The 23,447-nt window shown below is 66.3% G+C and carries 21 protein-coding genes; 6 read left to right on the top strand and 15 right to left on the bottom strand.

All coding sequences use genetic code 11. The annotated features are described in order from the left end of the window. Positions 1-36: 36 nt before the first annotated feature. From R2733_10820 to R2733_10800, 5 genes are all read right to left on the bottom strand, one after another. Positions 37-897 carry a fumarylacetoacetate hydrolase family protein gene (locus R2733_10820; protein ID MEZ5376992.1) on the bottom strand — a complete coding sequence of 287 codons (861 nt, stop codon included), beginning with the start codon at positions 895-897 and terminating at the stop codon, positions 37-39. Continuing rightward, the gene (locus tag R2733_10815) at positions 894-2,252 is read right to left on the bottom strand and encodes an OmpA family protein (protein ID MEZ5376991.1); all 1,359 of its coding nucleotides are present in this window, start codon (positions 2,250-2,252) and stop codon (positions 894-896) included. The genes R2733_10820 and R2733_10815 overlap by 4 nt, the downstream gene beginning before the upstream one ends. Before the next feature lie 41 nt (positions 2,253-2,293). After that, complete coding sequence (locus R2733_10810; GenBank protein ID MEZ5376990.1) at positions 2,294-3,655, bottom strand: TrpB-like pyridoxal phosphate-dependent enzyme; 1,362 nt, start codon at positions 3,653-3,655, stop codon at positions 2,294-2,296. Between the two features lie 99 nt (positions 3,656-3,754). Next, positions 3,755-4,696 carry an LLM class flavin-dependent oxidoreductase gene (locus R2733_10805; GenBank protein ID MEZ5376989.1) on the bottom strand — a complete coding sequence of 314 codons (942 nt, stop codon included), beginning with the start codon at positions 4,694-4,696 and terminating at the stop codon, positions 3,755-3,757. Position 4,697: 1 nt separating this feature from the next. Beyond that, the gene (locus tag R2733_10800) at positions 4,698-4,985 is read right to left on the bottom strand and encodes a ferredoxin (protein MEZ5376988.1); all 288 of its coding nucleotides are present in this window, start codon (positions 4,983-4,985) and stop codon (positions 4,698-4,700) included. A 77-nt stretch (positions 4,986-5,062) separates the two neighbouring features. On the opposite strand from R2733_10800, the gene aroC reads away from it, so the two are divergent. Then, the gene (gene aroC, locus R2733_10795; GenBank protein ID MEZ5376987.1) at positions 5,063-6,157 is read left to right on the top strand and encodes a chorismate synthase; all 1,095 of its coding nucleotides are present in this window, start codon (positions 5,063-5,065) and stop codon (positions 6,155-6,157) included. Positions 6,158-6,235: 78 nt separating this feature from the next. Here the strand turns inward: aroC and R2733_10790 are convergent, their stop codons facing one another. Beyond that, positions 6,236-7,123 carry a PAC2 family protein gene (locus R2733_10790; GenBank protein ID MEZ5376986.1) on the bottom strand — a complete coding sequence of 296 codons (888 nt, stop codon included), beginning with the start codon at positions 7,121-7,123 and terminating at the stop codon, positions 6,236-6,238. 47 nt (positions 7,124-7,170) lie between these two features. Here R2733_10790 and R2733_10785 point away from each other — a divergent pair, with 47 nt between their 5' ends. From R2733_10785 to R2733_10775, 3 genes are all read left to right on the top strand, one after another. After that, positions 7,171-8,076 (top strand): MBL fold metallo-hydrolase, encoded by a 906-nt coding sequence (locus R2733_10785; GenBank protein MEZ5376985.1) that lies wholly within the window; start codon positions 7,171-7,173, stop codon positions 8,074-8,076. Beyond that, positions 8,073-9,011: a D-2-hydroxyacid dehydrogenase gene (locus R2733_10780; GenBank protein MEZ5376984.1), complete on the top strand. Its 939-nt coding sequence runs from the start codon at positions 8,073-8,075 to the stop codon at positions 9,009-9,011. Before R2733_10785 ends, R2733_10780 begins: the two co-directional genes overlap by 4 nt. Before the next feature lie 73 nt (positions 9,012-9,084). Beyond that, positions 9,085-9,888 (top strand): enoyl-CoA hydratase-related protein, encoded by an 804-nt coding sequence (locus R2733_10775; GenBank protein MEZ5376983.1) that lies wholly within the window; start codon positions 9,085-9,087, stop codon positions 9,886-9,888. Positions 9,889-9,894: 6 nt separating this feature from the next. On the opposite strand, the gene R2733_10770 is transcribed toward R2733_10775, so the two are convergent. The 3 genes from R2733_10770 to R2733_10760 all read right to left on the bottom strand — a co-directional run bounded on the left by R2733_10770 (position 9,895) and on the right by R2733_10760 (position 14,773). Next, positions 9,895-10,437, bottom strand: coding sequence for a hypothetical protein (locus R2733_10770; protein MEZ5376982.1), 543 nt, complete (start codon positions 10,435-10,437; stop codon positions 9,895-9,897). Positions 10,438-10,514: 77 nt separating this feature from the next. After that, positions 10,515-13,955, bottom strand: a complete 3,441-nt coding sequence (locus R2733_10765; protein MEZ5376981.1) for an EAL domain-containing protein — start codon at positions 13,953-13,955, stop codon at positions 10,515-10,517. 41 nt (positions 13,956-13,996) lie between these two features. Beyond that, complete coding sequence (locus R2733_10760; protein MEZ5376980.1) at positions 13,997-14,773, bottom strand: hypothetical protein; 777 nt, start codon at positions 14,771-14,773, stop codon at positions 13,997-13,999. A 462-nt stretch (positions 14,774-15,235) separates the two neighbouring features. Here R2733_10760 and R2733_10755 point away from each other — a divergent pair, with 462 nt between their 5' ends. Continuing rightward, positions 15,236-15,661, top strand: a complete 426-nt coding sequence (locus R2733_10755) for a hypothetical protein (GenBank protein ID MEZ5376979.1) — start codon at positions 15,236-15,238, stop codon at positions 15,659-15,661. A gap of 82 nt (positions 15,662-15,743) precedes the next feature. On the opposite strand, the gene R2733_10750 is transcribed toward R2733_10755, so the two are convergent. Beyond that, positions 15,744-16,046, bottom strand: coding sequence for a cell division protein CrgA (locus R2733_10750; protein MEZ5376978.1), 303 nt, complete (start codon positions 16,044-16,046; stop codon positions 15,744-15,746). 54 nt (positions 16,047-16,100) lie between these two features. On the opposite strand from R2733_10750, the gene R2733_10745 reads away from it, so the two are divergent. Further along, positions 16,101-16,685 (top strand): aminodeoxychorismate/anthranilate synthase component II, encoded by a 585-nt coding sequence (locus tag R2733_10745; GenBank protein ID MEZ5376977.1) that lies wholly within the window; start codon positions 16,101-16,103, stop codon positions 16,683-16,685. Positions 16,686-16,763: 78 nt separating this feature from the next. On the opposite strand, the gene pknB is transcribed toward R2733_10745, so the two are convergent. From pknB to R2733_10720, 5 genes are all read right to left on the bottom strand, one after another. Beyond that, positions 16,764-18,803 (bottom strand): Stk1 family PASTA domain-containing Ser/Thr kinase, encoded by a 2,040-nt coding sequence (gene pknB, locus R2733_10740; GenBank protein ID MEZ5376976.1) that lies wholly within the window; start codon positions 18,801-18,803, stop codon positions 16,764-16,766. Positions 18,804-18,914: 111 nt separating this feature from the next. Further along, positions 18,915-20,423, bottom strand: a complete 1,509-nt coding sequence (locus R2733_10735) for a penicillin-binding transpeptidase domain-containing protein (protein MEZ5376975.1) — start codon at positions 20,421-20,423, stop codon at positions 18,915-18,917. After that, entirely contained in the window at positions 20,420-21,724 is a 1,305-nt protein-coding gene (locus tag R2733_10730) for an FtsW/RodA/SpoVE family cell cycle protein (GenBank protein MEZ5376974.1), read from the bottom strand. The genes R2733_10735 and R2733_10730 overlap by 4 nt, the downstream gene beginning before the upstream one ends. Positions 21,725-21,726: 2 nt before the next feature. Then, positions 21,727-22,944: a Stp1/IreP family PP2C-type Ser/Thr phosphatase gene (locus tag R2733_10725; GenBank protein MEZ5376973.1), complete on the bottom strand. Its 1,218-nt coding sequence runs from the start codon at positions 22,942-22,944 to the stop codon at positions 21,727-21,729. Further along, a complete protein-coding gene (locus tag R2733_10720; GenBank protein ID MEZ5376972.1) occupies positions 22,944-23,447 on the bottom strand; it encodes an FHA domain-containing protein in 504 nt (167 codons plus the stop codon). The genes R2733_10725 and R2733_10720 overlap by 1 nt, the downstream gene beginning before the upstream one ends.

The raw sequence follows: 23,447 nt of genomic DNA, 5'->3' as shown, positions 1-23,447 counted from the left end.
GGTTGAGGGGCCCAACCGGCCCTCGCGCGTTCGGGGTCAGACGACCTCGGTGGTGAACCGGTTCTCGAGCCAACCGATGCCTTCGACCTCGATCCGTACGACGTCGCCGTCGTGGAGGAACTTGGGCGGGTCGAAGTACGCGGCCACGCCACTGCTGGTGCCGGTCGAGATGACATCGCCGACCTCGAGGGTGCACACGGTCGACAGGGTCTCGATCTGGTTCCAGACATCGAACACCATCTGATCGGTCGTGGTGTTCTGACGGAGCTCACCGTTGACGAACGTCTGCATCCGGAGACCGTGAGGGTCGGAGAGCTCGTCGGTCGTGACCAGCCACGGGCCACACGGGCCGTGTCCATCCCACGACTTGCCCAGCCACATGGTGGGCGACTTGGCCTGCCAGTCACGGACCGACACGTCGTTCACGATGCAGTAGCCGGCGACCACCGACGGGGCGTCGTCACGACTCACCCGCCGACACTGCTTGCCGATCACCACGCCGAGTTCGCCTTCGTAGTCGATCTTGTCGGGCGACTCGGGTGGGATCGGCACATCGGCGTTGGGGTCGTTCACACAGGTCGACTGTTTGTTGAAGAAGACCGGGAACTCCGGCACGGGTCGACCGCCCTCGGCAATGTGATCGAGATAGTTCAGACCGATGGCCAGGAACTTCGGTGGGCGGGCGACCGGAGCCAGGAGGACGACATCCGCGAGCGGCCACCGCTCGGCACCGTCGAGTGCTGCATCGCGTTGCGCAGGATCGAGCAAGGCGGCGGCCACGACGTCATCGCCGAGACCGAGGGCGCCGAGCGAGACGACATCGCTGCCGTCGACGGCACCGAGCTGAGCGGGGGCATCGGCCGGGGCCGACGCGAGGCGGAAACGGGCGATTCTCATGCTGCTCCCTCGAAGGCGAATTCGATGCGTCGGTTCTTGGCCCGGTTCTCGTCAGAATCGTTCGGCACGACCGGCTCGGACTCGCCCGCTCCACGGGAGGTGAGACGGGTTTCGTCGACGCCGAGCTCGACCAGGCGAGCGAGGACGGCCTCGGCCCGGGCGGCCGACAGGGTCTGGTTGGCTGCCTCGCCGCCCTGGTCATCGGTGTGGCCGACGACCTCGACGTTGATGCCGGGCGCTGCGTTGATGGCTGCCGCGGCCTGGGTGAGGATCTCGTCGCTGGCGGGGTCGATCTCGGCCGAACCCAGCGCGAAGAGGATCGGGTTGGCCTCGAGCGCCGCACGGAGCTGCTCCTGCGAACGAGCGAGCGCTTCGGCACCCGAGTCGACGGTCAGACTCGAAGAATCGATCGAAGCGCCCGGAGCCGCATCGGCCAAGGCCGTGAGGAAGGCGTCGCCTCTGGTATCGCCGGCATCGACGGCGCCCGTCACCCGAATCTGGCCGCCGGCCCACGTGGTGTTGTCACCGATGGACAGCCCCGAGCCGTCGACATTGCCCGCACCCCACACCCCTTCTGCTGCCGCGATGACCGCATCGATCGAGGCCTGGTCCGGGAGTTCGCCAGTGAGGACGACCTTCCCGGCCGCCAGCGCCGCCTCGGCATCGACGGGGACCATCGGCGCGGCGGAGTAGTTGACGTCGACACCGTTGTCGGTGAGCCCCAGTGCGGCGACGAGATCGGCCTGGAGATCCTCGGCGTTGGTGTCACCTTCGAATGCGCTGCCGGTCGTGATGATCGAGCCCCCCGTGAGGGTCGTGCCGTCGTCGATCGTCAGCTGATCGACCACGTTGCCTTCACCGAAACGGGCCACGGCGGCGTCGACGATCTGACGGCGGGCGCCCTCGTCGGGAACTGCGCCCGTCAGGGTCACCGTGCCGTCCTCGGCGACGACGAAGGCCAACTCGACCGGCGTGACCTCGGCGCCCGACCCTGCACCATCGTCGACGGCGACCGTGGTGGTGACCGCCGGCATGGTCGATGCCGGTTCGTCGCTGTCACATGAGAAGGCGAGCAGCGCGATGACCCCGAAGATCACTGCGAGAACGGCGAGGTAGGTCCAGCCGTAGGCAACAGCGGCTCGCTCCTCGTCGTCCTCGTCGGTGGTGCCGTGGCCGGCGGCGGCCGATCGGACAGAGCCGGCGGTCGAACCGGCAGCGCCAGCGGCCACCACATCGGCGGCCACCACATCGTCGGCCACGACGTCGTCGTTGTCGCCGTCGTTCACTGCGCCGACGGCGTCGTCGTCGTGCGCCGCGCCGATGGCGTCGTCGTTCTCGTGTTCTTGCTCAGACATGTTGGTCTTTCTCGGGTTGAGCGGAGCGATGGGCGCGTGCCCTACGCCATCTGCGGGAGGTGCGCGAGCGCCTCGGTGACCTTCTCTTCGGGATAGGCGTAGTCGACGACCTCGCCGCCCAGGTAGCGATCGTAGGCGGCCAGATCGAGATGTCCGTGCCCACACAGCGCCGTGAGGATCACGGTTTCCTCACCGGTCTCCTTCGCTCGCTTCGCTTCGCGAATGGCGGCCGCCAGCGCATGGGTGGGTTCAGGCGCCGGCACGATGCCTTCGTTCCGGGCGAACGTGACGCCGGCATCGAAACACTCGTTCTGCCCGATGGCGATGGCCTCGATCAGTCCCAGCTCGTAGATGTGGGAGATGAGCGGGGCCATACCGTGGTAGCGGAGGCCGCCGGCGTGGATCGGGTCGGGGATGAAGTCGTGGCCCAGCGTGTGCATCTTCATGAGTGGCGTCAGGCCGGCGGTGTCGCCGAAGTCGTAGGCGTAGGTGCCCTTCGTCAGCGACGGGCACGCAGCGGGCTCGACTGCTCGGATGGTCGGGTTCATCCGACCGGCCATCTTCTCCCGCAGGAACGGGAAGCTGAGTCCGGCGAAGTTCGACCCACCACCGGTACAGCCGACGATGACGTCTGGCGTCTCACCCACCTTGGCCAGCTGCAGGAGGGCTTCCTCGCCGATGATCGTTTGATGCAGCAACACGTGGTTGAGCACGCTGCCCAGGGCGTAGCGGGTCTCAGGATCCTTGGCGGCGACCTCGACGGCCTCGGAGATCGCGATGCCGAGGCTGCCGGGGGAGTTCGGGTCGGCGGCGAGGATGGCGCGTCCCGCCTCGGTCAGGTCGGACGGGCTGGAATGGATGGTGCCGCCGAAGGTCTCGATCATGATCTTGCGGTACGGCTTGGCTTCGTAGCTCGCGGCGACCTGCCAGACCTCGCATTCGACGCCGAAGAGTGCACAGGCGAACGACAGCGCCGTTCCCCACTGGCCGGCGCCGGTCTCGGTGGTCAGCTTCTTCACGCCCTCCATGGCGTTGTAATAGACCTGCGGTACCGATGTGTTCGGCTTGTGCGAACCGGCAGGGCTCACGCCCTCGTACTTGTAGTAGATGTGTGCCGGCGTATCGAGCAGCTTCTCGAGCCGATGCGCTCGGAACAGCGGCGACGGTCGCCACAGCTTGTAGACGTCTTGGACCGGTTCCGGGATGTCGATGTAGGAGTCGGTCGAGACCTCCTGCATGATCAGCGCCATCGGGAACAGCGGCGCCAGATCATCGGGCCCGACCGGCTCGTGGGTGCCGGGGTGGAGGGGCGGCGGCGGCGGAGCCGGCAGATCCGGGATGATGTTGTACCACTGGGTGGGCATCTCGGATTCGTCGAGCAGGATCTTCGTCGGTCCGGCCATGGCACACTCCTCCAGCAGGAATTCTCGGGGTCGGTCGAGCAATGTAGTGCGCCGCCGACGGCGGGTCAGGCTGAGTGCGACGAGAACCGGGTGGCTCGGTCAGTCGGCGGCCAACAGACGCTTGATCTCGGCGACGGCGGCGATCTCGGTCGCTCGATCCGGTCCACAGGGCGTGATGTTCAGATCGAGCGCACCGGCCGCTACGAACGGTGCGAGCTGCTCGGCGACCTGCGCAGCGGTGCCGACCGGCGTGAACTTCTCGAATGGCTCGAATGGCATGCGGTAGAAGGTCGACATGGCCTCGGCCACGTGGCGCCGAGCATCGGCACGGTCGCCACCGATCCCGACCCAGATCTGGTAGCCGTGACGCCACGCGACGCTCTGGCGACCCGCGGCGTCGGCTGCGACGGTTGCTCGTTCGATCCCCTCGGCGAAGCGCTGCGGGGTGGTCCAGGCCGCCAGCCAGCCGTCGCCCAGTCGACCGGCCCGCTCGATCGCGGCCACACTTCGGCCCCCGACCACGAACGGGACGGATGGATTCGGCACCGGGAGGATGCGAGCCGACTCGAGCGTGAAGAACTCGTCGGCCCGGTCGACGGTGTCGCCTGCAAGCAGGCGCCGCACGATCTCGAGTTCGCTGTCGGTGCGCCTCCCTCTCGTCGACGGGTCGATGCCGCACACCTCGAACTCGTGGCGGTCCTCGCCGCCCACACCGACCCCCATCGTCAGACGGCCCGGAGCGATCGATGCCAGCGTGGCGATCTGGCGGGCGGCGACCATCGGATGGCGAAGGGCGAGAAGGTAGACGCCGGCATAGAGCCCGAGCCGAGGTTCGAGGCCGGCGAGTGCTGCCAGGTGCACGAGCACGTCGTTGCCGCCGCCGCCCCGGAAGCTCACGTGGTCGGCCATGAACAGATGATCGATGCCGGCGTCGACGATGGCGTCGAGCTGACGCCGCTGCTCCTCGACCGGTTCCTCGAACAGGTTCCACGGCGAGCTGACGCCCACTCGCAGCTTCGACGGGTCGGAGAGGGTCGGCACGTCAGTGTTCTAGTTCGGGCGGCGCCTGCTCATCGAACTCGATGAAGATGCACTCACCCGGGCACTCCGCCGCAGCATCGATGACGTCGACCTCACGATTGTGGGGTACGACCGCCAATTCGTAGGAGCCACCCGGGTCGTTGAAGACCTTCGTTCCTTCGAGGCAGTACGCGATGCCGTCTTCGAGAATCGTGAAGACCTCGGGGGCATGGTCGGTACAGATGCCGTCGCCAGTGCAGAGATCCTGGTCGATCCACACCTTCAGCACACCTCGTCGGGCCATGTCCATGATCGGCCAGGGTACCGGTGGGGTTCGCTGCCGGTCGTATCGGGTCGTCACCGACGGGCGTCGATAGCCTCGGCGGGGTGAGCAGCCGCTTCGGACACCTCTTCTCCATCTCGACCTTCGGCGAGTCGCACGGTCCTGCGGTCGGCGTGATCCTCGACGGCTGCCCAGCTCGGCTCGAGATCAGCGCCGAGGAAATCCAGTTCGACCTCGATCGTCGCCGGCCCGGGCAGAGCCGCCTCGTCACGCAGCGGGCCGAGGCCGACCAGGTCGAGATCCTCTCCGGGATGTTCGAGGGCAGGACCACCGGTACCGCCCTGGCCATGATGGTCCGCAACCAGGACCACAACTCCGGTGCCTACGACCACTTGAAAGACGTGTACCGTCCGAGCCACGCCGACTTCACCTACGACGCCAAGTTCGGCATCCGCGATCATCGCGGCGGCGGTCGGGCCTCGGCTCGTGAGACCATTGCCCGGGTGGCGGCCGGTGCCGTCGCTCGCAAGCTGCTGTCGGTGACCCACGGCATCGACGTGCTGGCCTGGGTCAGCTCGGTGCACACCATCGAGGCCAACGTCGACGCCGGCACCGTGACCCTGGCCGAGGTCGAGGCCGACCCCACTCGCTGTCCCGACCCCGATGCGGCGGCCGCCATGACCGAGGCCATCGAGCAGGCCCGTCGCGACGGTGATTCACTCGGCGGAGTCGTCACGTTCGTCGCCCGCAACGTTCCCGCCGGACTCGGCGAGCCCGTGTTCGACAAGATCGACGCCGATCTCGCGAAGGCGATGATCTCGCTGCCAGCGGCGAAGGGCTTCGAGATCGGCAGCGGTTTCGCCGGCACACGATTGACCGGCCTGTCGCACAACGACCCGTTCGAGCCGGGCCCAGACGGTCGCCCCGTCACCACCACGAACAACTCCGGCGGGGTGCAGGGCGGCATGACCACCGGCGGCACGATCGTCGGGCGGGTCGCCTTCAAACCGACCGCCACGATCTCGTCGGAACAGAAGACGGTCACCACCGGCAACGAACTCACCACGCTTGCGGCCAAGGGCCGTCACGATCCGTGCGTGCTCCCCCGGGCCGTCCCGCTGGTCGAGGCCATGGCGCTCTTGGTCATCGCCGATCACCTCCTGCGACAGCAGGCGATCGACCTCCTCCCCCGCTCCTGATCTGCCTCACGTCGCGAACTTTGGTGCTGAGAGCCCCGTTTTGATGCTCTCCGCACCAAAGTTGCTCGCGTTTCTCGGTCAGGGGGTGTCGCCGGGGTTGTTGTCGGGATCGGTGTCGGCGTCGTTGTGGGTGTCGCGGAGGAAGGCCTCGAGTTCGGCGGCGAGGTCGTCGCCGGACGGCAGCAGGTCTTCGTTGGAGTCGACCTGGCGTTCGAGACGAGCCACGTAGTTGGTGGTCTCCTCGTCCGAGCCGACCGCCTGATCGACCCGTTTGACCCACTCGTTGACAGCACCGTCGAGCTCTTCGTAGCCGGTTGGTACCCCGGTGGTCTTCTGGATGCTACGGAGCAGCGCTCGGGTGGCCTTGGGGTTGGGGGGCGACGGCACGTAGTGAGGAACCGCCACCCGCAACGACATCACTGGTAGCCCCGAGCGATCGAGGCGTTCGTTGATCACGCCGGCGATGCCGGTGGGCCCTTCGTACGTGGGTCGGTCGAGGTTCAGGCGGCGTGCCAGTTCGGGGTTCGCCGCGCTCCCCGTGATCGTGAAGGGGCGGGTGTGCGGAACCATCGACACCATGGCCCCGACCGTGACGGCCATCTCGGCCCCGCTCTGTCGGGCCACGTCGAGAATCAGGTCGGCGAAGGTTCCCCAGCGCAGTTGGGGTTCGGTGCCGGTCATGACGAGCAGATCTCGAACCGAGTCGGTGCGCACCGCCCAGACCCTGGCGCCGGGCCAGTCGATGACCCGTCCACCGGAACCGGCGATCCGCACGGTCGGGCGAATTTCGACGAAGTTGTAGAACGTCTCGCCGTCGATCTCGGCGACCTGAACCGAGTCGTTTCGCTCACGGATCCAGCCGAGGGCGTCGGTGGCGGCCTCGGCCGCGTCGAACAGGCCTTCGAAGGCGATGAGCAGCAGCGGTCGCCGCAAGGTGGGGCGTTCATTCCATGTCAGCTCGGTCACTGGTGCCACCTTCGCGCATTTCCGGGGCCAGATGTAGTCTCCTCGCCATGATCGCCACCTGGGGAGAAGACGAGCGCACGCTGACGGACCGAGTGTCGGTCCTCGTCGGCGCCGACAACGGCAAGTATCCGTCGGGCAATTCCGTCGTCGTGCGGGGTGACGGCGAGTCCGTCATCATCGACCCGTCGGTCAGCGTGGTCGAGCGGGGCGGTGCACCTGTGCGGATCGACGCCGTGATCAACTCGCACAGTCACGAAGACCACATGCCCGGCAACGGTCTGTTCACCGAGGCTCGGGTCCACATCCATGAGGCCGACCTCCCCGGGGCTGTGAGCGTCGACGGCCTCATGGAGGTGTATGGGCTCCAGGGGCAGGCCCGCATCGATTTCACCAACGAGGTCATCGAGCACTTCAACTACACCCCACGACCTGATGCCGAGGGATTCACCGATGGGCACCGCTTCGAGCTCGGCGGCGTGGCTGTCGAAGCCGTCCACCTACCGGGGCACACACGCGGCCACAGCGGCTTCCGTATCGACGGTGGCGTGTTCTTCCTCTCCGACATCGACCTGACCGGGTTCGGGCCCTACTACGGCGACGTGTGGTCCGATCTCGAAGACTTCGAGGAGTCGCTCCGGGTGGTCCGCGACGAAGACGCCGACTACTACGTGACCTTCCATCACAAGGGCATCATCGAGGGTCGCCCCGCCTTCCTCGAACTGCTCGACTCGTTCCATGCCGTCATCGGTCGGCGACACGAGGCGATGCTCGACTTCCTGTCCGAGCCCCGCTCCGTCGAGGAGATGGTCGAGCACCGATTCGTCTACCGCCCCCACGTCGAGAGTACGTTCCTTCTCTCGGTCGAGCGTCGGACGGCGGATCTGCATCTGGCTCGCATGCTCGCCCGGCAAGAAGCCGACGAAGTCGAACCGGGGAGATTCAAGCGCCGATGACCATCGACACCATCCACGTCTATCCGGGCTCGCTGGCCAAATTCCTCGCCCCACTGGTCGATGCCCTCCCAGGACGAGAGGTGGTGTTCGTCGAGGATCTGCCCGCTGCCCTCCCTGACATCGAGGTGCTGGTGCACTTCACCCGCGAGCCCTTCGACTGGGCACCCGCCACCAAGCTCCGGCTCATCCAGGTCGGAGGTGCCGGCGTCGACGGGCTGCTCCCCGCCGAGGGTCTGGCCGACTCGGTCATCATCACCAACGCCAGCGGCAGCCACGAACCCGAGATGCCCGAGTTCGCGATCGCCATGATGTTCGCCCTCGCCTACAACGTGCCCACCTATGTCGAGCAGCAGCGCTCGAAGGTGTGGCGTCCCAAGGTCCCCCGGCCCATCGTCGGCTCGACCATGTGTGTCGTAGGCATGGGGACGATCGGCGAATCGATCGGCCGCCGCGCCGCAGCACTCGGGATGACCGTCACCGGCGTTCGCCGCTCGGGCGAGCCCATTGACGGTGTCTCGAGGATGGCCACGATGGAGCAACGAATCGACGCGATTGCCGGCGCCGACGTCTTGGTCGTGGTTGCGCCACTCACCGACGAGACCCGAGGGCTTATCGGCGCTGCGGAACTGGCCGCCCTCGCACCAAATGCCATCGTGGTCGACGTGTCGCGTGGCGGGGTCACCGACATCGACGCGGTCGTCGCAGCGCTCGAGTCCGGGCATCTCGCCGGAGCTGCTGTCGACGTTTTCGAGCCTGAGCCGCTCCCCGACAACTCGCCACTGTGGGAGGTGCCCAACCTTCTGGTCACACCGCACACGGCAGGCAACAGCCGGAACTACGTGTCGAGATGGGCGGAGACCCTGGCCGACAACCTCGTCGCCCTCGAAGAGGGGCAGCCGCTGACCAACGTCATCGATCGGGATCGCGGCTACTGACCATTGGTGCCGGCGGCGGGGAGGCCCGGGCCGCAATGGCTCCATCGCCACCTCTCCCACTACGTTCTCGACCATGTCACTCGTCGAGATCACCCAGCCCGAACCCGGCATCACCCAACTCACGCTGAACCGGCCCGAGCGCCTCAACGCGCTGACGTACGAGTTGGTCGAGGAGGTGCACCGCGCCCTCGACGCCGCCCACGCCGACCAGACGTGTCGCGCCATCGTGCTCACTGGTGCCGGCCGTGGCTTCTGCGCCGGGCTCGACCTGACCGGCTTCGGCACGATTCCAGGCACGGAAGACCTCGGGCGTCCGCAGCAGGGCATGGCCGTGCAGCAGTTCATCGCCAAGCTCGTCCCACACTTCCGGGCAACCCGCCAGCCGATCATCGCCGCGATCAACGGCGCGGCAGCCGGCGGCGGGTTCGCGATGGCGCTGGCGAGCGACATCCGCATCTGTGCCGACAACGCGAAATTCGCCACCTCGTTCGTACGCCTCGGGCTCTCGGGGTGCGACATCGGGGTTTCGTGGATGCTGCCGCGTCTCATCGGTGCGGCGCGCTCGCACGAACTCCTCCTCACCGGTCGCGTGTTCGACGCGGCGGAAGCCGACGCCCTCGGCCTCGTGACCCGGGTGGTCGCACCCGATCAGCTCCTCGAGTCGGCGTACGAGACGGCCAGGCTCATCGCCGGCAACTCGCCGTTCGGGGTCTGGATGACCAAGGAGGTGATGTGGTCCAACCTCGAGATCAGCTCGCTCCAGGCCGGCATCGACATGGAGAACCGCACGCAGATCCTCAGCTCGGGCACCGAGGACTCACGAGCGGCCATGGCCGGATTCCTGTCCGGCGAGCAGATCGACTGGCAGAACCGCTGACGGCGATCAGCCCCGATTCAACAGCTCGTCAGGTTCGAGGCACAGGCCGAGTGCCGTCGCCAACTCGAGCTCGACTTGCGCGGCGGGCAAGCCGACGCCGAGCAGGTTCGCCTCGATCAGCGACTCGATCAGATCTTCGTTGAGCCGACCGGTGATGCATTCCACCGACTCGTCGCTTGCGCCCTGCGCGAACGGCATGATCGCCGACCGGGTCAGTTGATCGGGGTCGACGCAGGCCAATACGAACCCAGCCAACGTCGATGCCAGGTCTTCCTCCAGGCCCGGGTCGTCGATCGCACGTGCAAGCCTGTTGGCCTGCTCGTCGGTCAGCCGACGAGCAACACACTCGGCGTCGCTCTCACCCAGGTCGACCGAGGCAGCAGCAGCCCGATCGAGAACCAGCGAACTCGTCGAGGCAACGAGTTCCTCGGAGAGACGGTCGGTGTCCGACGAACACCCGACCGGCACGATCAACATCAGTGCGGCCATCCCGATACCGAGGCCACGCCGAGCGGCGCCACCGAAGCAGGAGTTGATGGTCCGACGCACGGCGGCACGCTACCTGACAACGATCTTGGATCCGAACGACCGTCGAGTCCGTCGAGTCCGTCGACGATGTCGAGGTCTCACTCGCCGCGGCGACGTCCGCCGCCCGGACGGGCGATCGACGCCGCGGCCGAACCAGCCCTGCCCTGGGCGAACCATTCCTCGATCTGCGTCTGCTCCATCGGACGACCGAGGTAGAAGCCCTGGCCGTAGTTGCATCGCATCGAGCGCAGGAGCGCCGCCTGTTGCGGCGTCTCGATGCCCTCGGCGACCGTCTTGGCGTTGAGGCCGTGCGCCAACTCGATCACACCGGTGATGAGCATGTGGGCATCGTCGGACTCACCGAGACCGTCGACGTAGCTCTTGTCGATCTTCACGATGTCGAAGGGGACATCACGAAGATGGTTGAGACCAGCGGCACCCGTTCCGAAGTCGTCGACGGCGATCCGGATGCCGAGCTTGCGGTACTCCTCGAGCATCGCCCGCAGACGTTCGGTGTCCTCGAGCATGACCGACTCGGTGAGCTCCAGGATCAGTGAGGCCGTGTCCACACCGGTTTCGTGGATGATGCGGAGCAGTCGCTGCGCCTCGTCGGGGTGTTCGAGCTGTCGGGCCGAGACGTTGACGCTCATCGACAGACCTCGTCCGTCGGGCAATCGCTCGTGCCAGTCGGCGAGTTGCTCGCACGCCTTGCGCAGCACCCATCGCCCCAACTCGATGATCGCTCCCGATTGTTCGGCCAGTGGGATGAAGGTGGCCGGCGAGACGAAGCCCCGTTCGGGGTGATTCCACCGCAGCAGTGCCTCGGTAGAGGTCACGACCTGGGAGTCGAGGTTGAGCAGAGGCTGATAGACGACGAAGAACTCGTCGCGACCGATACCGGGCAGCAGTCCGGACGCCAGCTCGAATCGCTCGGACGCCGCCTCTCGCATGGTCTCCTCGAAGATGGCAATGTCGCGCCCGATGGCCTTTGCGTGCTGGAGCGCGATACCGGCCGATTCGAGGAGCCGTGTGGCGTTCTCGGTCCGGTCCTGCGTGGTGACGGCCCCGATCACGACCGTGATCGGCACCGAACGACCGCCGATGTCGAACGGCGAGTCGAATGCGGCCTTGAGCCGGTCGATGAGTTGAGCGACGTGATCCGCCGACGAGCCGAGCGTGACCACGGCGAACTCGTCGCCGCTGAACCGAGCGAGGGTGTCGGTGCGCCGGAGCACGGTGCGCAGCCGTGTGGCGATGTCGATGAGGAGGTTGTCGCCGGCGGCGAATCCGAGACTGTCGTTGATCGACTTGAAGTCGTGCACGTCGAGGTGGAGGACGCCGAGATGCATGCCTCGGTCGAGGCCTTGCAGGGAGCGCTGGAGTTCGGGATAGACCGAGGCCCGGTTGAACAAGCCCGTGAGCGGGTCGTGCAACGCCTGTTCCCGGAGACTGGCTTCGAGACGGCGCTGTTCGGTGACGTCTCGGACGGTCACCATCACCTCTCGACCCGGGAGTCCGGGGTCGAGGAAGGTGAGGTGCGCCCACCGGCTGCCGCCGCTTGCTGTCGGCAGCTGCACCACCGTTTCCGTCCCCGACGCGATCAACCCGCCATCGTCGTCGAACAGTCGCTCGACCGCTGCGTCAGCTCGATCGTCGAGGAACGTGCTCGCCCGAGCGCCGATGAGATCCGCCGAGCTGAATCCGAAGACCCTCTCGACATTCGGCGTGAGGTAGGTGATGACGCCCTCGTCGAGCAGCACCATCACGTCGTTGGAGTTGGTCACCAGCGTTCGGTACTGGATCTCCGCTGCCGCCATCTGCAGCTCGACCATCTTGCGGTCGTGCACGTCGGCGTAGTTGAACAGCAGACCCGACACCTCCGGCTCGGTGGACAGGTCTCGTACCGAGAGCGAGAACCACCGGTAGCGGCCGTCGGCGTGCTGGATCCGCACGTCGATCGGATCGATGACGATCTCGTCTCTCGCTTGCTCCAGTCGGCGTTCCATTGCCGCTCGATCGTCGGGATGCATGCGGGCGAACGGCGAGCGACCGAGCGCGTCGCGCTCCGCAACACCCAGCAGACGATGGAGGGTCGGGCTGACGAACTCGACCCGAAGCGTGCTCGCGTCGACCAACGCCACGATGTCGTTGGAATCTTGCACCAGCGCCCGGAACCGATCGTTGGACCGTCGCTGATAGTTGAGCTCGCGGAGCCGCTGCGCGGTGAACACGAGATCCAACTGAGCGGCGACCGACCGGAGGTAAGGCAACAGATCGGCGTTGAGTCGACGGCTGCTCGCGATCACGACGACTTGGTTGGGCGCCGAGCGCAGCGGCGTTGCGAGGGCGTGGGTGACCTCCATCGGGAGCCCCAGCTCGGCCAAGCGAGAGCCGTCGAGGTCCTCGGCCCCGGAGAGCGACGTGGGTCGGCCGGTGAGGCCACTCGCCGGTCCGACCACCACCGACTGAACGACCGAGATCTCGGCGTGGACGTCGTCCAGCACGGCGACATACCGGATCTCACCTCGGAAGAGCTCGGCGACGAGTGCAAGCGTGGCGTCATCCATGGGATCCTCACCGATGGATGTCTCGACGAATCGGTCAGCCATCTGGCGGAGGAGCACCTCACGTCGGTGATCCTCATCCCGAGCGGCGATCAACAGCTGCATGCGCGAGACGGCGAGGACGGCGTTCACCACTGCGGCGGCAAGGAGGATCTCGCGTTCCGGCTGGGCATCTCCGGTTGCGAACGAGTGAGCGAGACACCCCAACGGCAGGATCAGCAGGACAGCCGACCCCATGAGCTGCCGTGTCCTGAACTCGCGCCGCACCGGGATCTCCCCCACTGCGGGACCGTCGCCGTCACGGGCCGAGATCAACCCCCAGATGATCGGGAGGAAGGGCGACGAAGCGAAGTTGACCGAGATGAACTGGGCGAGATCGGAGACATCGGCGAGGCTGAAACTGAGTTCCACCACCGCGGCGAGAACGCAAGCGATGAACCACGACTTGCTCAGCGACGAACGTGTTCGTCGTCCCAGGTGGCCGACCGACACCACGAACAGCAGCAGTGACGCCCCGGCGACGAATCCGTGGTTGACGCCACCGCCGACGTCCACGACCGCCCAGCCGTAGTTGATGACCGTCCCGACACCAATGCCGACCATCGCCGCTTCGATGAGCGACTCCAGCTCGACGCGACCCCGCTTCACTACGACGATGACGACGCCGAGGACCAGTGGCAGGTAGGCGAGGGAGAAGAGAATGTCGCTGGCCGCAGTGACCGATGATGTGTCGGACAAGGTCAGCAGGCGCGCAACGCCGAACAACAAGGCGGCAACGGCCGCTCCGCGGTACCCCACGGCAAGTGGTGCGTGATCCGACCCGGTGAACGATCGCGGCAGGCGCAAACACGCAATCGCGGCGAGCCAGGCCACCAGCACATAGACGGCGACGGGAGCGCCGTGTCCGAGCAGTCCTGCGACTGCGGAGGCGGCGACATAGGCTGCGCCGAGCATGCGTTGCGTGCGTACGCTCACCCGCGCCCATCGGCAGCCCGAATGGCCGAGTGAGCGATCTGCTACAAAATCAGTTGTGGCAATTCCTGGCGTTTCGACAGGCTGTCGACGTCGATCACGAGATCACCGAGCCCGCCGGTGACGGAGCGAAAGCGCCAGTCGACCATCGCCTGCACGTCGGCGATACGGGTCCGGAAGTCCTCGTCGAACCGAGAGAAGTCATAGAAGCCGGCAAACGAGCTTGGGCTGTCGAGGTAGCGAACCGAGGGAAGGTCGGCGACACGCTCGATGGTGAAGCCACAGACTCGACGGAGCACCCGGCTCACTCGCTCGTCCAGCACCGTGACCCAGCTCTCGGCCCGCAGCAGCCTCGAGGCGACCGGCAGCATCCCGATCGTGAGCCAACTCGCCGCACCTCCCATGGTGGTACGCCATTCCGGGGCCACCGAGAGCGTTGCGATGTCGATCAATCGCGTCGTGCGCATTGCCGCCGCGTGCGGGTGGTCGGATGTCATCACGTCGAAGCACCACTCTGGCTGCGTACGGAGATCACGTACGGACTTGAGCTCGCCTGCCGGGCCGGTGATGAAGCGGAACAGGCCGACGAGCTCGTTGGTCGGCGTGTGCACGATGCCAGTGAAGACGGAGCGGTCGTCATAGGGCTCGTACTCCGCCTTCATCAGGTCGACGCTGTTGCCGTATTCCTCCCAGAAGACCGCTCGTTCGAGTTCGACCGCCGCCGCCCCGAGCGCACCGTCGATGCCGAACACGTGCATCGTCCAGGTCGGCTCGGCCCGCTGCTTGCGCCGCTGCGCGGTGTCGGATCGAAGGTCGATCACGGCAACCATCAGTGGCGTCGACTCGTGGCCATGGACTCCAACAGAGCCAAGGACGTCCGCTGGGCAGCGGTCGGACAACGGCGTGAAGCCACATGGCGGCAGGGGCGCGCAAACGCAGAACGCACGACGGATCTCCTCCGGCGGGACGACGTGCCATTGGGCGGGTCAGCGTCGAGGCGACGCCGCACCCTGCCAACTTGCGGCACTGTGAGTGTTGAGGGAACACGCAACGTAACCCATGGTCATCGGAATGTCACGGCGCGACTTGAGAAAAACTTCATTTTCTGTTGTGACCAGCGACTTCAGGTCGCATCGAGACAGAACGAAGCACCGGTCACGGCGTGCCGGTTGCCGCCGTCGCCGTCGATCCTGGTTCAGACCCGCAGTGGGCCTACGATGGTGCTGCCCGCAGGACCGCTCGACACACCGTTGCCCGCGAACTCGAGGGAAGAAGGCAGCGACATGACCGATTTCGAACCAACGACAGATTTTCCCGAGTCGATCGACGCCGACGACACCCCGATCCAATCGAGCGCAGCGGCACGAGACGAGCAGATCCAGCGACGTCGTCGCAACGTCCTCTTCCTGGCCGTCGTCGGTCTGACCGCCGGGCTCATTGGCTTCGGACTCGAACCGCTGCGGGTTGTCATCGCCATGGTCGCCTTCTACCTGATACTCCGCATCGGCATCGCCGTTCTGGGCGCCTTCGCTCGGCCCATTCCCGAGCCCCCGCCTCCGGGCGAACTGCGGCGGGTCAAGCTCGTCTACCGGTGTTCGTCGTGTGGCGCCGAACTGCGGATGACGCTGGCGAACGACCAGGTGCCACAACCACCGCGCCACTGTGCCGACGAAATGGACCTGCTCACCTCACTCGACGAGCTGCTCTGACCCCAACACGCCACGAAACCGCCGCAACTTTGGAGCGTTGTTGCCGCTCAGCGGTGTCAACTCGCCAGAGTTGCTTGGAGGGTCAGCGGTACTGCGTGGCAGTGAAGATGCCGCCGAGCACGAGACCGAGACCACCGAGCAGGTACCAGTTCGACGGGGCGCTCGGGAGCACACTCAGGTAGTTGAGCAGGATCATCAGCACACCAAGGCCGAGCAACGTGAACATCAGCACCGGCACCCACGTGGGCGATGGGCCGGCCATGTGGAGGGGTGAACCGTCGTCGCCGAGCGGCCGGGGAGCCCGATAGGCGTCGTCACCCTTCGGCGGGGTGGCCTGCGTTCCCTTGGGCGTGATGCGACTGCGTTTCGGATCGTGGCGTGCCATCGGGCGACAGCTTAATCACTCCGACAGCGGTCGACGTGCCGGTACCCTGCCCCCGTGGGTTCGAAGATCCTGGTCATCGACAACTATGACTCGTTCGTCTACATCCAGGTGCAATACCTCGGTGAGCTCGGCGCCGAGCCGATCGTGGTGCGCAACGACGAACGCACCATCGAGGAACTCCTGGCCCTCGAGCCCGACGGCGTGCTGATCTCGCCCGGACCCGGCACACCTGACCAGGCGGGCCTGTCGCTCCAGATCATCGAGGCGTTCGCCGGTCGCGTGCCGGTCCTCGGGATCTGCCTCGGCCATCAGTGCATCGGTCAGCTCTACGGCGGACACGTGATCCGAGCCCCCGAGCTCATGCACGGCAAGACGTCGATGATGCTGCACTCCGGCGTCGGCGTGTTTGCCGGGCTCCCCAGCCCGCTCGAGGCCACTCGCTACCACTCGCTGCTGGTCGAGCGTGACTCCCTTCCCGACGTGCTCGAGATCACCGCCGAGACCCGCGACGGGCTGATCATGGGGGTGCGCCACCGTGAATTCGACGTCGAAGGCGTCCAGTTCCATCCCGAATCGGTGCTCACCGCTGCCGGCATGGAACTGATGAAGAACTTCCTCGTTCGCTGCCAGCAGGCCTGAGGCCGCCGCAACGAGCGGCCCGGCACCGAGCGCGCCCACTCGGCGCCGAAGGCGCTGCTCGTACCCAAGAAGTTGCTGCTAGGGCGTCGAGGTCGAGGTGGAGGTCGTCGTGGTTGACGACGAGGTCGTGCTCGCTGTGGTGGTCGTCGTGGTGCTGGTGGTCGTGGTCTCGGCCACCGCAACACCCACGCGGATCTTGACCTCGGACCCCTTCGGCTGCTTGTCGTTGGCACCAGGGTCCTGAGCGATGACCTTGCCGGCCTCGTTGGACCCGGCAGCCACGTCGACATTCTCGACGACCGGGATGAATCCCTTGTTGATCAAGGCCTGCTCGGCCGCCCCCTGCGTCAGTCCGATCACGGGCGGGACCTGTGCCGTCTCGGGACCGTTGGACACATAGAGCGTGACGCGACGGTCGATCGACACGGGCGTACCGGCGGGAGGATCGGATCGAATGACCTGGCCGTCTTCGTACTCCGACGACGGCTCGAACCGCACGTCGGGACTCGGCAGCTTGCGCTGGCCGAGCTGGTTCGACGCTTCGTCGAGCGGCAGACCAGCGAGTTCGGGCACCTCGACCTGCGCCGCACCGGTGGAGACGGTGATGGTGACCAGCGTTTCCTTGTTGACGTCTTGATTCGGATCAGGGGTCATCGAGATGACGACACCCTCGGGAACCGTGTCGGAGGCCTCGATCTTGGGCGTGACCCGCAGGCCGAGCCCACCGAGGATCGCCTTGGCCTCCTCCTCGGTCTGTCCGACGACATCGGGCAGGAGGACGGTGTCGGCCGCCTGCGACACGGTGATGACCACACTCGAGCCGGCCTCGGCCTGCTCACCCTTGCCGGGCGCCTGCTTGAAGACGAGCCCCGGCTCGACGTCGGGGTTCAGCTCGAACACCGGATCGGCGACCAGGTTGGCGTCGGCCAAGATGCGGGTGGCGTCTTCGGCCGTCTCGTTGATGACCGACGGGACGTCGACCATCTCGCCGGCCGTCTGGTCCGGCGAATCGTCGAGCTGCTGCGCGATGTAGACGAAGAGACCCGCCAGCGACAGGATCAGGACCACGAGCGCCACCAGGAACAAGCCGTTGCGACGGGGCGGGTCGTAGTACTCCTCGTGCTGCACGGCGGCCGCCGGTGCGGCGGCGGCGGCCGTGACCGGCATGGCTCGTGTGGCGTCGATGACGGCTCGGTTCTGCACGGGCTCGGCAACGGCATGCGCCGGAGTCGCCGCGGCAGCGGCTGCGGGCGCGGCGGCACCCCCCATCGCCATCAACGGTTGCCCTTCGCGGAAGCGCCGAAGATCGGCCCGGACCTCTTCGGCCGAGGGGTAGCGCTGATCGGGATTCTTCGCCAGCAATCGAGCGATGATTACCTCGAGCTGCTTGGGGATCGCCGGGTTCAGCGACGTGGGCCGAGGCGGCATCTCCTGCACGTGCTTGTAGGCAATCGCCACCGGCGACTCGCCGACGAACGGCGGCCGACCGGTGACCATCTCGAACAGCACGACACCGAGCGAATACAGATCGCTGCGGGGATCGACGACCTTGCCCTGCGCCTGCTCGGGCGAGAAGTAGGTGGCCGTTCCCATGACCGAGCCGGTCTGGGTCAGTTCGTCGCCGCCGCCGAAGGCACGGGCGATACCGAAGTCGGTGACCTTCACCTGGCCCGCCGGCGTGATGAGGATGTTGCCCCCCTTCACGTCTCGATGGACCGTGCCGTTGCGGTGTGCGAACCCGAGCGCAGCGGCAGTGTCGGCCGCGATCTCGGCGGCGCGATCGTGATGCAGCGTGCCTTCGGTCTTGATGATCTCGGCGAGGCTGCGGCCCTCCACGTACTCCATGACGATGAAGTAGGTGTTGTCGTGCTCGCCCCAGTCGTAGACGGCGACGATGCTGGGGTGGTTCAGGTTGGCGGCAGCTTGCGCCTCGCGACGGAACCGCTCGACGAACGATGGTTCGGCGGCGAACTGGGGAAAGAGGACCTTGACGGCAACCGGTCGGTCGAGCAGCTGGTCTCGCGCCAAAAAGACGTCGGCCATGCCTCCACGGGCCAGGCGACGATGCAGTTCGTAACGCCCGTTGAGGACCGGGCGAGGTGATGACGATTCACTCACAGCGTGCAAAGGCTAGTGAGGGATGACCGGCCTTCGACGGTCACCTCGTACACGTCCATCGGCCTCGTGCGGTTTTGGCTGTTCACCTGCTGGATTTTCGACACTGCATCCTCAACGCTGGAAATACGCCTCGATCATTGCCCGCACGATTGGCCCCGCCACTCTGCCACCAGTTTGTTCCGATGCGCCATCGGTTCCTTCGATCAACACGGCGATCGCGATCTCGGGCGTTCGGCCCGGGGGGCCCGCGAAGGCGATCATCCACGCGTGCGACTTGGGCGGGTCGGTGCCGAGCTGCGCCGTGCCCGTTTTCGCACCCACTTCGATGCCGGCGACCGCCGCCGATCCGGCGGTGCCGTTCTCGACCACGTTGACCATGGCATCGCGTAGGTCGAGCGCCACCGAGGAACTGACCGCCCGCTGCCACCGTTGTGGCTCGATCGATGACACGACCGAACCCGTTCGATCCTTCACCTCGGCCACGACGTGGGGCGCCATCATCTCGCCGTTGTTCGCGACGGCCGCCGCCACGAGCGCCATTTGCAGGGGCGTGGCCGACACGTCGTTCTGACCGATCGAGGTCTGCGCCAGCAGGGGGGTGTTCTCGTAGACGCCGGCCGGGATCTCGGGCGACGACGCCTGCAGCTGCGCTCCGTAGTCGGTCGGGAAACGGCTGGCCACTGCGCCGGGGATGTCGATCGGCGGCGTGAGATTGAACCCGAAGTCCTGGGCGGTCGAGCTGAGCCGCTCGGGTCCGATGAGTTCGGCGCCGAGTTGAGCGAAACCGGTGTTGCACGACACCCGCAGCAGCTCGGTCAGATCGCCGCCGCAGGTGCTGCCGCCGAAGTTGCGGAGCGCCCGAGTGGTGAGGGGCGCCGTGTAGCCCGACGAGTTCGGGAACACCGGCTCGGTCAGTGTCACGCTGCCCGAGGCCAGCGCTGCGGCCGCAGTCACCACCTTGAAGGTCGACCCGGGGAAGTAGATGTCTCGGTAGGCCTTGGCTCGGAGTGGGTTGCCGTCTTCGTTCAGCAGGGCCTGGTAGTTGGCGTTGACCTCGGTGCCGACGAGACCGGACAGCTCGTTGGGGTCGAAGCTGGGGTAGCTCCACATCGCAAGGATGTCGCCGGTTCGCGGATCGAGAGCAACGACACTCCCCTTCCGCTCGCCCAATTGCTGCTTGGCCGTCAGCTGCAGGTCGTGGCGCATCGTGAGCACGACTTCGCCGATCGGCTGTTGGCCGCTCAGCATGTCGGAGATGTTGCTCAGCTGGAACGCGCTCGACCTTCCGATCAGATCGTCGCTGTAGGCACGCTCCACGCCCTCGGCACCGATATTGAACGACAGATAGCCCACCGTGTGCGCGTAGAGATCGTCGTGGGGGTACTGGCGCTGGCGTTCGAGCGGACCGTCGACGGGCACTGAGAGGGCAACAATCTCGCCGTCCGACGTCGAAATCGGTCCCCGTTCGCGAGCGAAGTCACGCTGGATCGTCCTGGTGTTCTCACCGTGCTGACGTAGTGCGTCGGCGTCGAAGTACTGGATGCGGTTCAACTGCACGAAGAGCGCAACGAAGCAGAGCATCAGCACGGCCAGCACGTGTCGCAGTGGACGCTCGATCACGCCGGCACCATCTCGATCTCGACCCCCTGCGTTCGAGGCATGGCGTTGGTCCGCTGGGAGATGCGCACGAGGATCGCGAGCACCACATAGTTGGAGATGAGCGACGAGCCGCCGTACGACACGAACGGCAGCGTGACGCCGGTGAGCGGCAGCACCCGGAGCACGCCTCCGATGATGACGAAGGCCTGGAATCCGAGCAGCGCCGTCAGACCGCCGGCGAGCAGCTGTTCGAAGGGGCTGATCGCCTGCGTGGCGACTCGGAAGCCGGCCGTGACGAGGAACAAGAAGAGGATCAGGATCGCGGTTGCCCCCACGAGTCCGAGCTCCTCGCCGAACGCAGCGAAGATCATGTCGGTCGAGGCATACGGGATCTTGCCCGGTGTGCCGCGACCGAGACCCGTTCCGGTCAACCCGCCATCGGCCATGGCGAACGCCGCTTCGACGATCTGGAACCCCCGATCCTTCGCATCGGCGAAGGGGTCGATCCAGATCTCGACCCGGCGCTGGACGTGGTCGAACAGCCGATAGGCGACCGTTGCGCCCAGCCCGAACATGAAGAACCCGGTCAACACATAGGCCACCCGGCTCGTGGCGAGGTAGACCATGACGACGAACAGGGTGAAGAACAGCAGCGAGCTGCCGAGGTCTCGCTGGGTCACCATCACCATCAGCGCCACACCCCAGGCCAGCAGCATCGGGCCGAAATGCTTGAAGTCCGGCAGGTGGAGCGGGCCGAGTCGTCGGTTCGACACCATCAAGAGTTCACGGTTGTCGACCAGGTAGCCGGCGAGGAAGGCGGCAAGCAGGATCTTCGCGAACTCGCCGGGCTGGATGCTGAACGGCCCGATGTGGAGCCAGATCCTGGCACCGTTGATCTCGACGCCGATGCCAGGGATCAGGGGAAGCAGGAGCAGGATCACGCCCGCCAGCGCGAGCGAGTATCGATAGGGCTGGAGCCGCCGCGGATCGTCGAGGATCATCAGGGTGAGTCCGAATGCCATCAGCCCGATGAACGTCCAGGCCGATTGGCTGTCGGCGAGATCGGGATTCAGCCGGGCGATCATCACGTAGCCCAAGCCGTTGAGTAGCGCGGCAACGGGCAGCAACAGCCCATCGGCCTGCGGGGCGAAGAAGCGGACGAGGAGATGCCCGAGCAGCAGCAGGGCGACGACGATCCCGAGGAACGGACCAATGTCTGCCGGGAGGGAAGCGGCTCGGCCGAGGCTCGTGAGCCCGTAGGCAGCAACAGTGATGATGCTGGCGAGGACCAGCAGACCGAGTTCGACGGTGCGGGGCCGCACGGTCAGCCGCCGGTGGTGGTCGGTGACGCCGGTTCGCCGTCCGTGCTCGAAGTCGAAGGGCTGGAGGTCGACGTCACGAGACCGTCGACGAGTTGCTCGGCCGCCTCGATCGATGAGAACACCGACTGCTCCTCGATGCGCTGCTGCGACGAGGCCTCGAGACTCTCGATCGGGATGTCGGTCTGTTCGACGACGACCGGCTCGAAGATCACTCCGCCGCCGGGACGGCCGCGCAGGATGGCGACATCGCCGTCAACGGTGTCGACATACCAAGCCGAACGGTCGTAGATGTAGGTTGCGACTGCCGCCACGGCGACCACGCTCAGAATGGAGCCCACATAGAAGATCCCGCGAAAGGGCAAGCGGCCCCGTTTCGCTGGCCGCTTGGTATCGGCGAGAGGGTCGGCCGACAAGTGGTGTCGGGGAGTGTCGGTGAAGCCATCGATCTCGGCCGGGGCGTCGTAAGGATCAACAGTGTCGTCGGCGTGATCGTCGACCAGGGTGGCGGGGGCGTCGTCGTCGTCGAGTTGCAGGATCACCACGGTCACGTTGTCGCGCCCGCCGTTGGCAACCGCCGTGTCGACGAGGACCTGCGCCGCCTCGTGCGGGTCGGGATGAGCGGTGAGGATGTCGCCGACGGCGATGTCGTCGACCTCATTGCTCAGGCCATCGCTGCACAACACAATACGATCGCCCGGCTCAGCCACGATGCTGAACACATCGACGTCGATGTCGGGACCGATCCCGAGGGCGCGGGTGACCATGTTCCGCTGTGGATGGTTGCGGGCCTCGTCCTCGGTGAGCCGGCCTTGGCGCAGGAGTTCCTCGACCAGGGAGTGGTCGAGCGTGACCTGTTCGTACTCACCGTTGCGGAACAGGTAGCCGCGGCTGTCACCCACGTTGGCGATGCTGACGACCGACGACTCCGGGTCGAACGTGGCGACGACCAGGGTGGTGCCCATGCCTCGGAGCTCGGGAGCCTGCGAGGCCTCGTAGACCCGATGATTCGCAGCCTTGGCCACGTCGATGAGGCGTTGTTCGGAGATGACGCCGCGCACGCCGCTCAGCTCGGCGATTGCCAACGCCGCGGCCTTCTCGCCACCGACGTGCCCGCCCATGCCGTCGGCAACGGCACCCAAGGTCTTGGTGACCAGCGATCGATCCTGGTTGATCTCGCGCACCTGCCCCACGTGGGTGGCACTCGCCGTCGTGAGCCGCATCAACGGAGCTCCATGATGGTGCCGCCGATTTGGATGAGGTCGCCGGGGCGCACCAACGCCGGAGCCGTGAGCCGCTGACGATTGTGGTAGGTCCCGTTGGTGGAACCGAGGTCTTCGATCACCATGCCGTCGGGTGTCTGCTGGAGCCGGGCGTGCAACTGCGAGGCGTAGGTGTCGTCGAGCGTCACCTCACACCCCGCGGCTCGGCCGATGGTGGAGGTCGGCGAGAGGGTGAAGCTGATACCGGAGTCTTCGGGTGGGGCGATCACGACGAGACTCGTTCCCATCGTGGGCGCTGGAGTCGGGGTGACCGCTCCAGAAGCGGAGGCAGGCCGATCACGCTGAGCACGCCGCTTGGACGGCTTGGTTGTCGACCGTCTCGGCGCCGCCGGTCGGCTCGGTGCCACCGCGCCGTGCCAAGTGGTCTGGAGCACGCGCATGAAGAAGAGGTAGATGAGCGCCAGCAGGCACCACTGCAACACGGTGAGAAGAGCTTCGGACAC

Source organism: Acidimicrobiales bacterium (assembly GCA_041394265.1).
Classification (GTDB): domain Bacteria; phylum Actinomycetota; class Acidimicrobiia; order Acidimicrobiales; family SZUA-35; genus JBBQUN01.
This window is presented reverse-complemented; position numbering and strand designations above follow the sequence as displayed.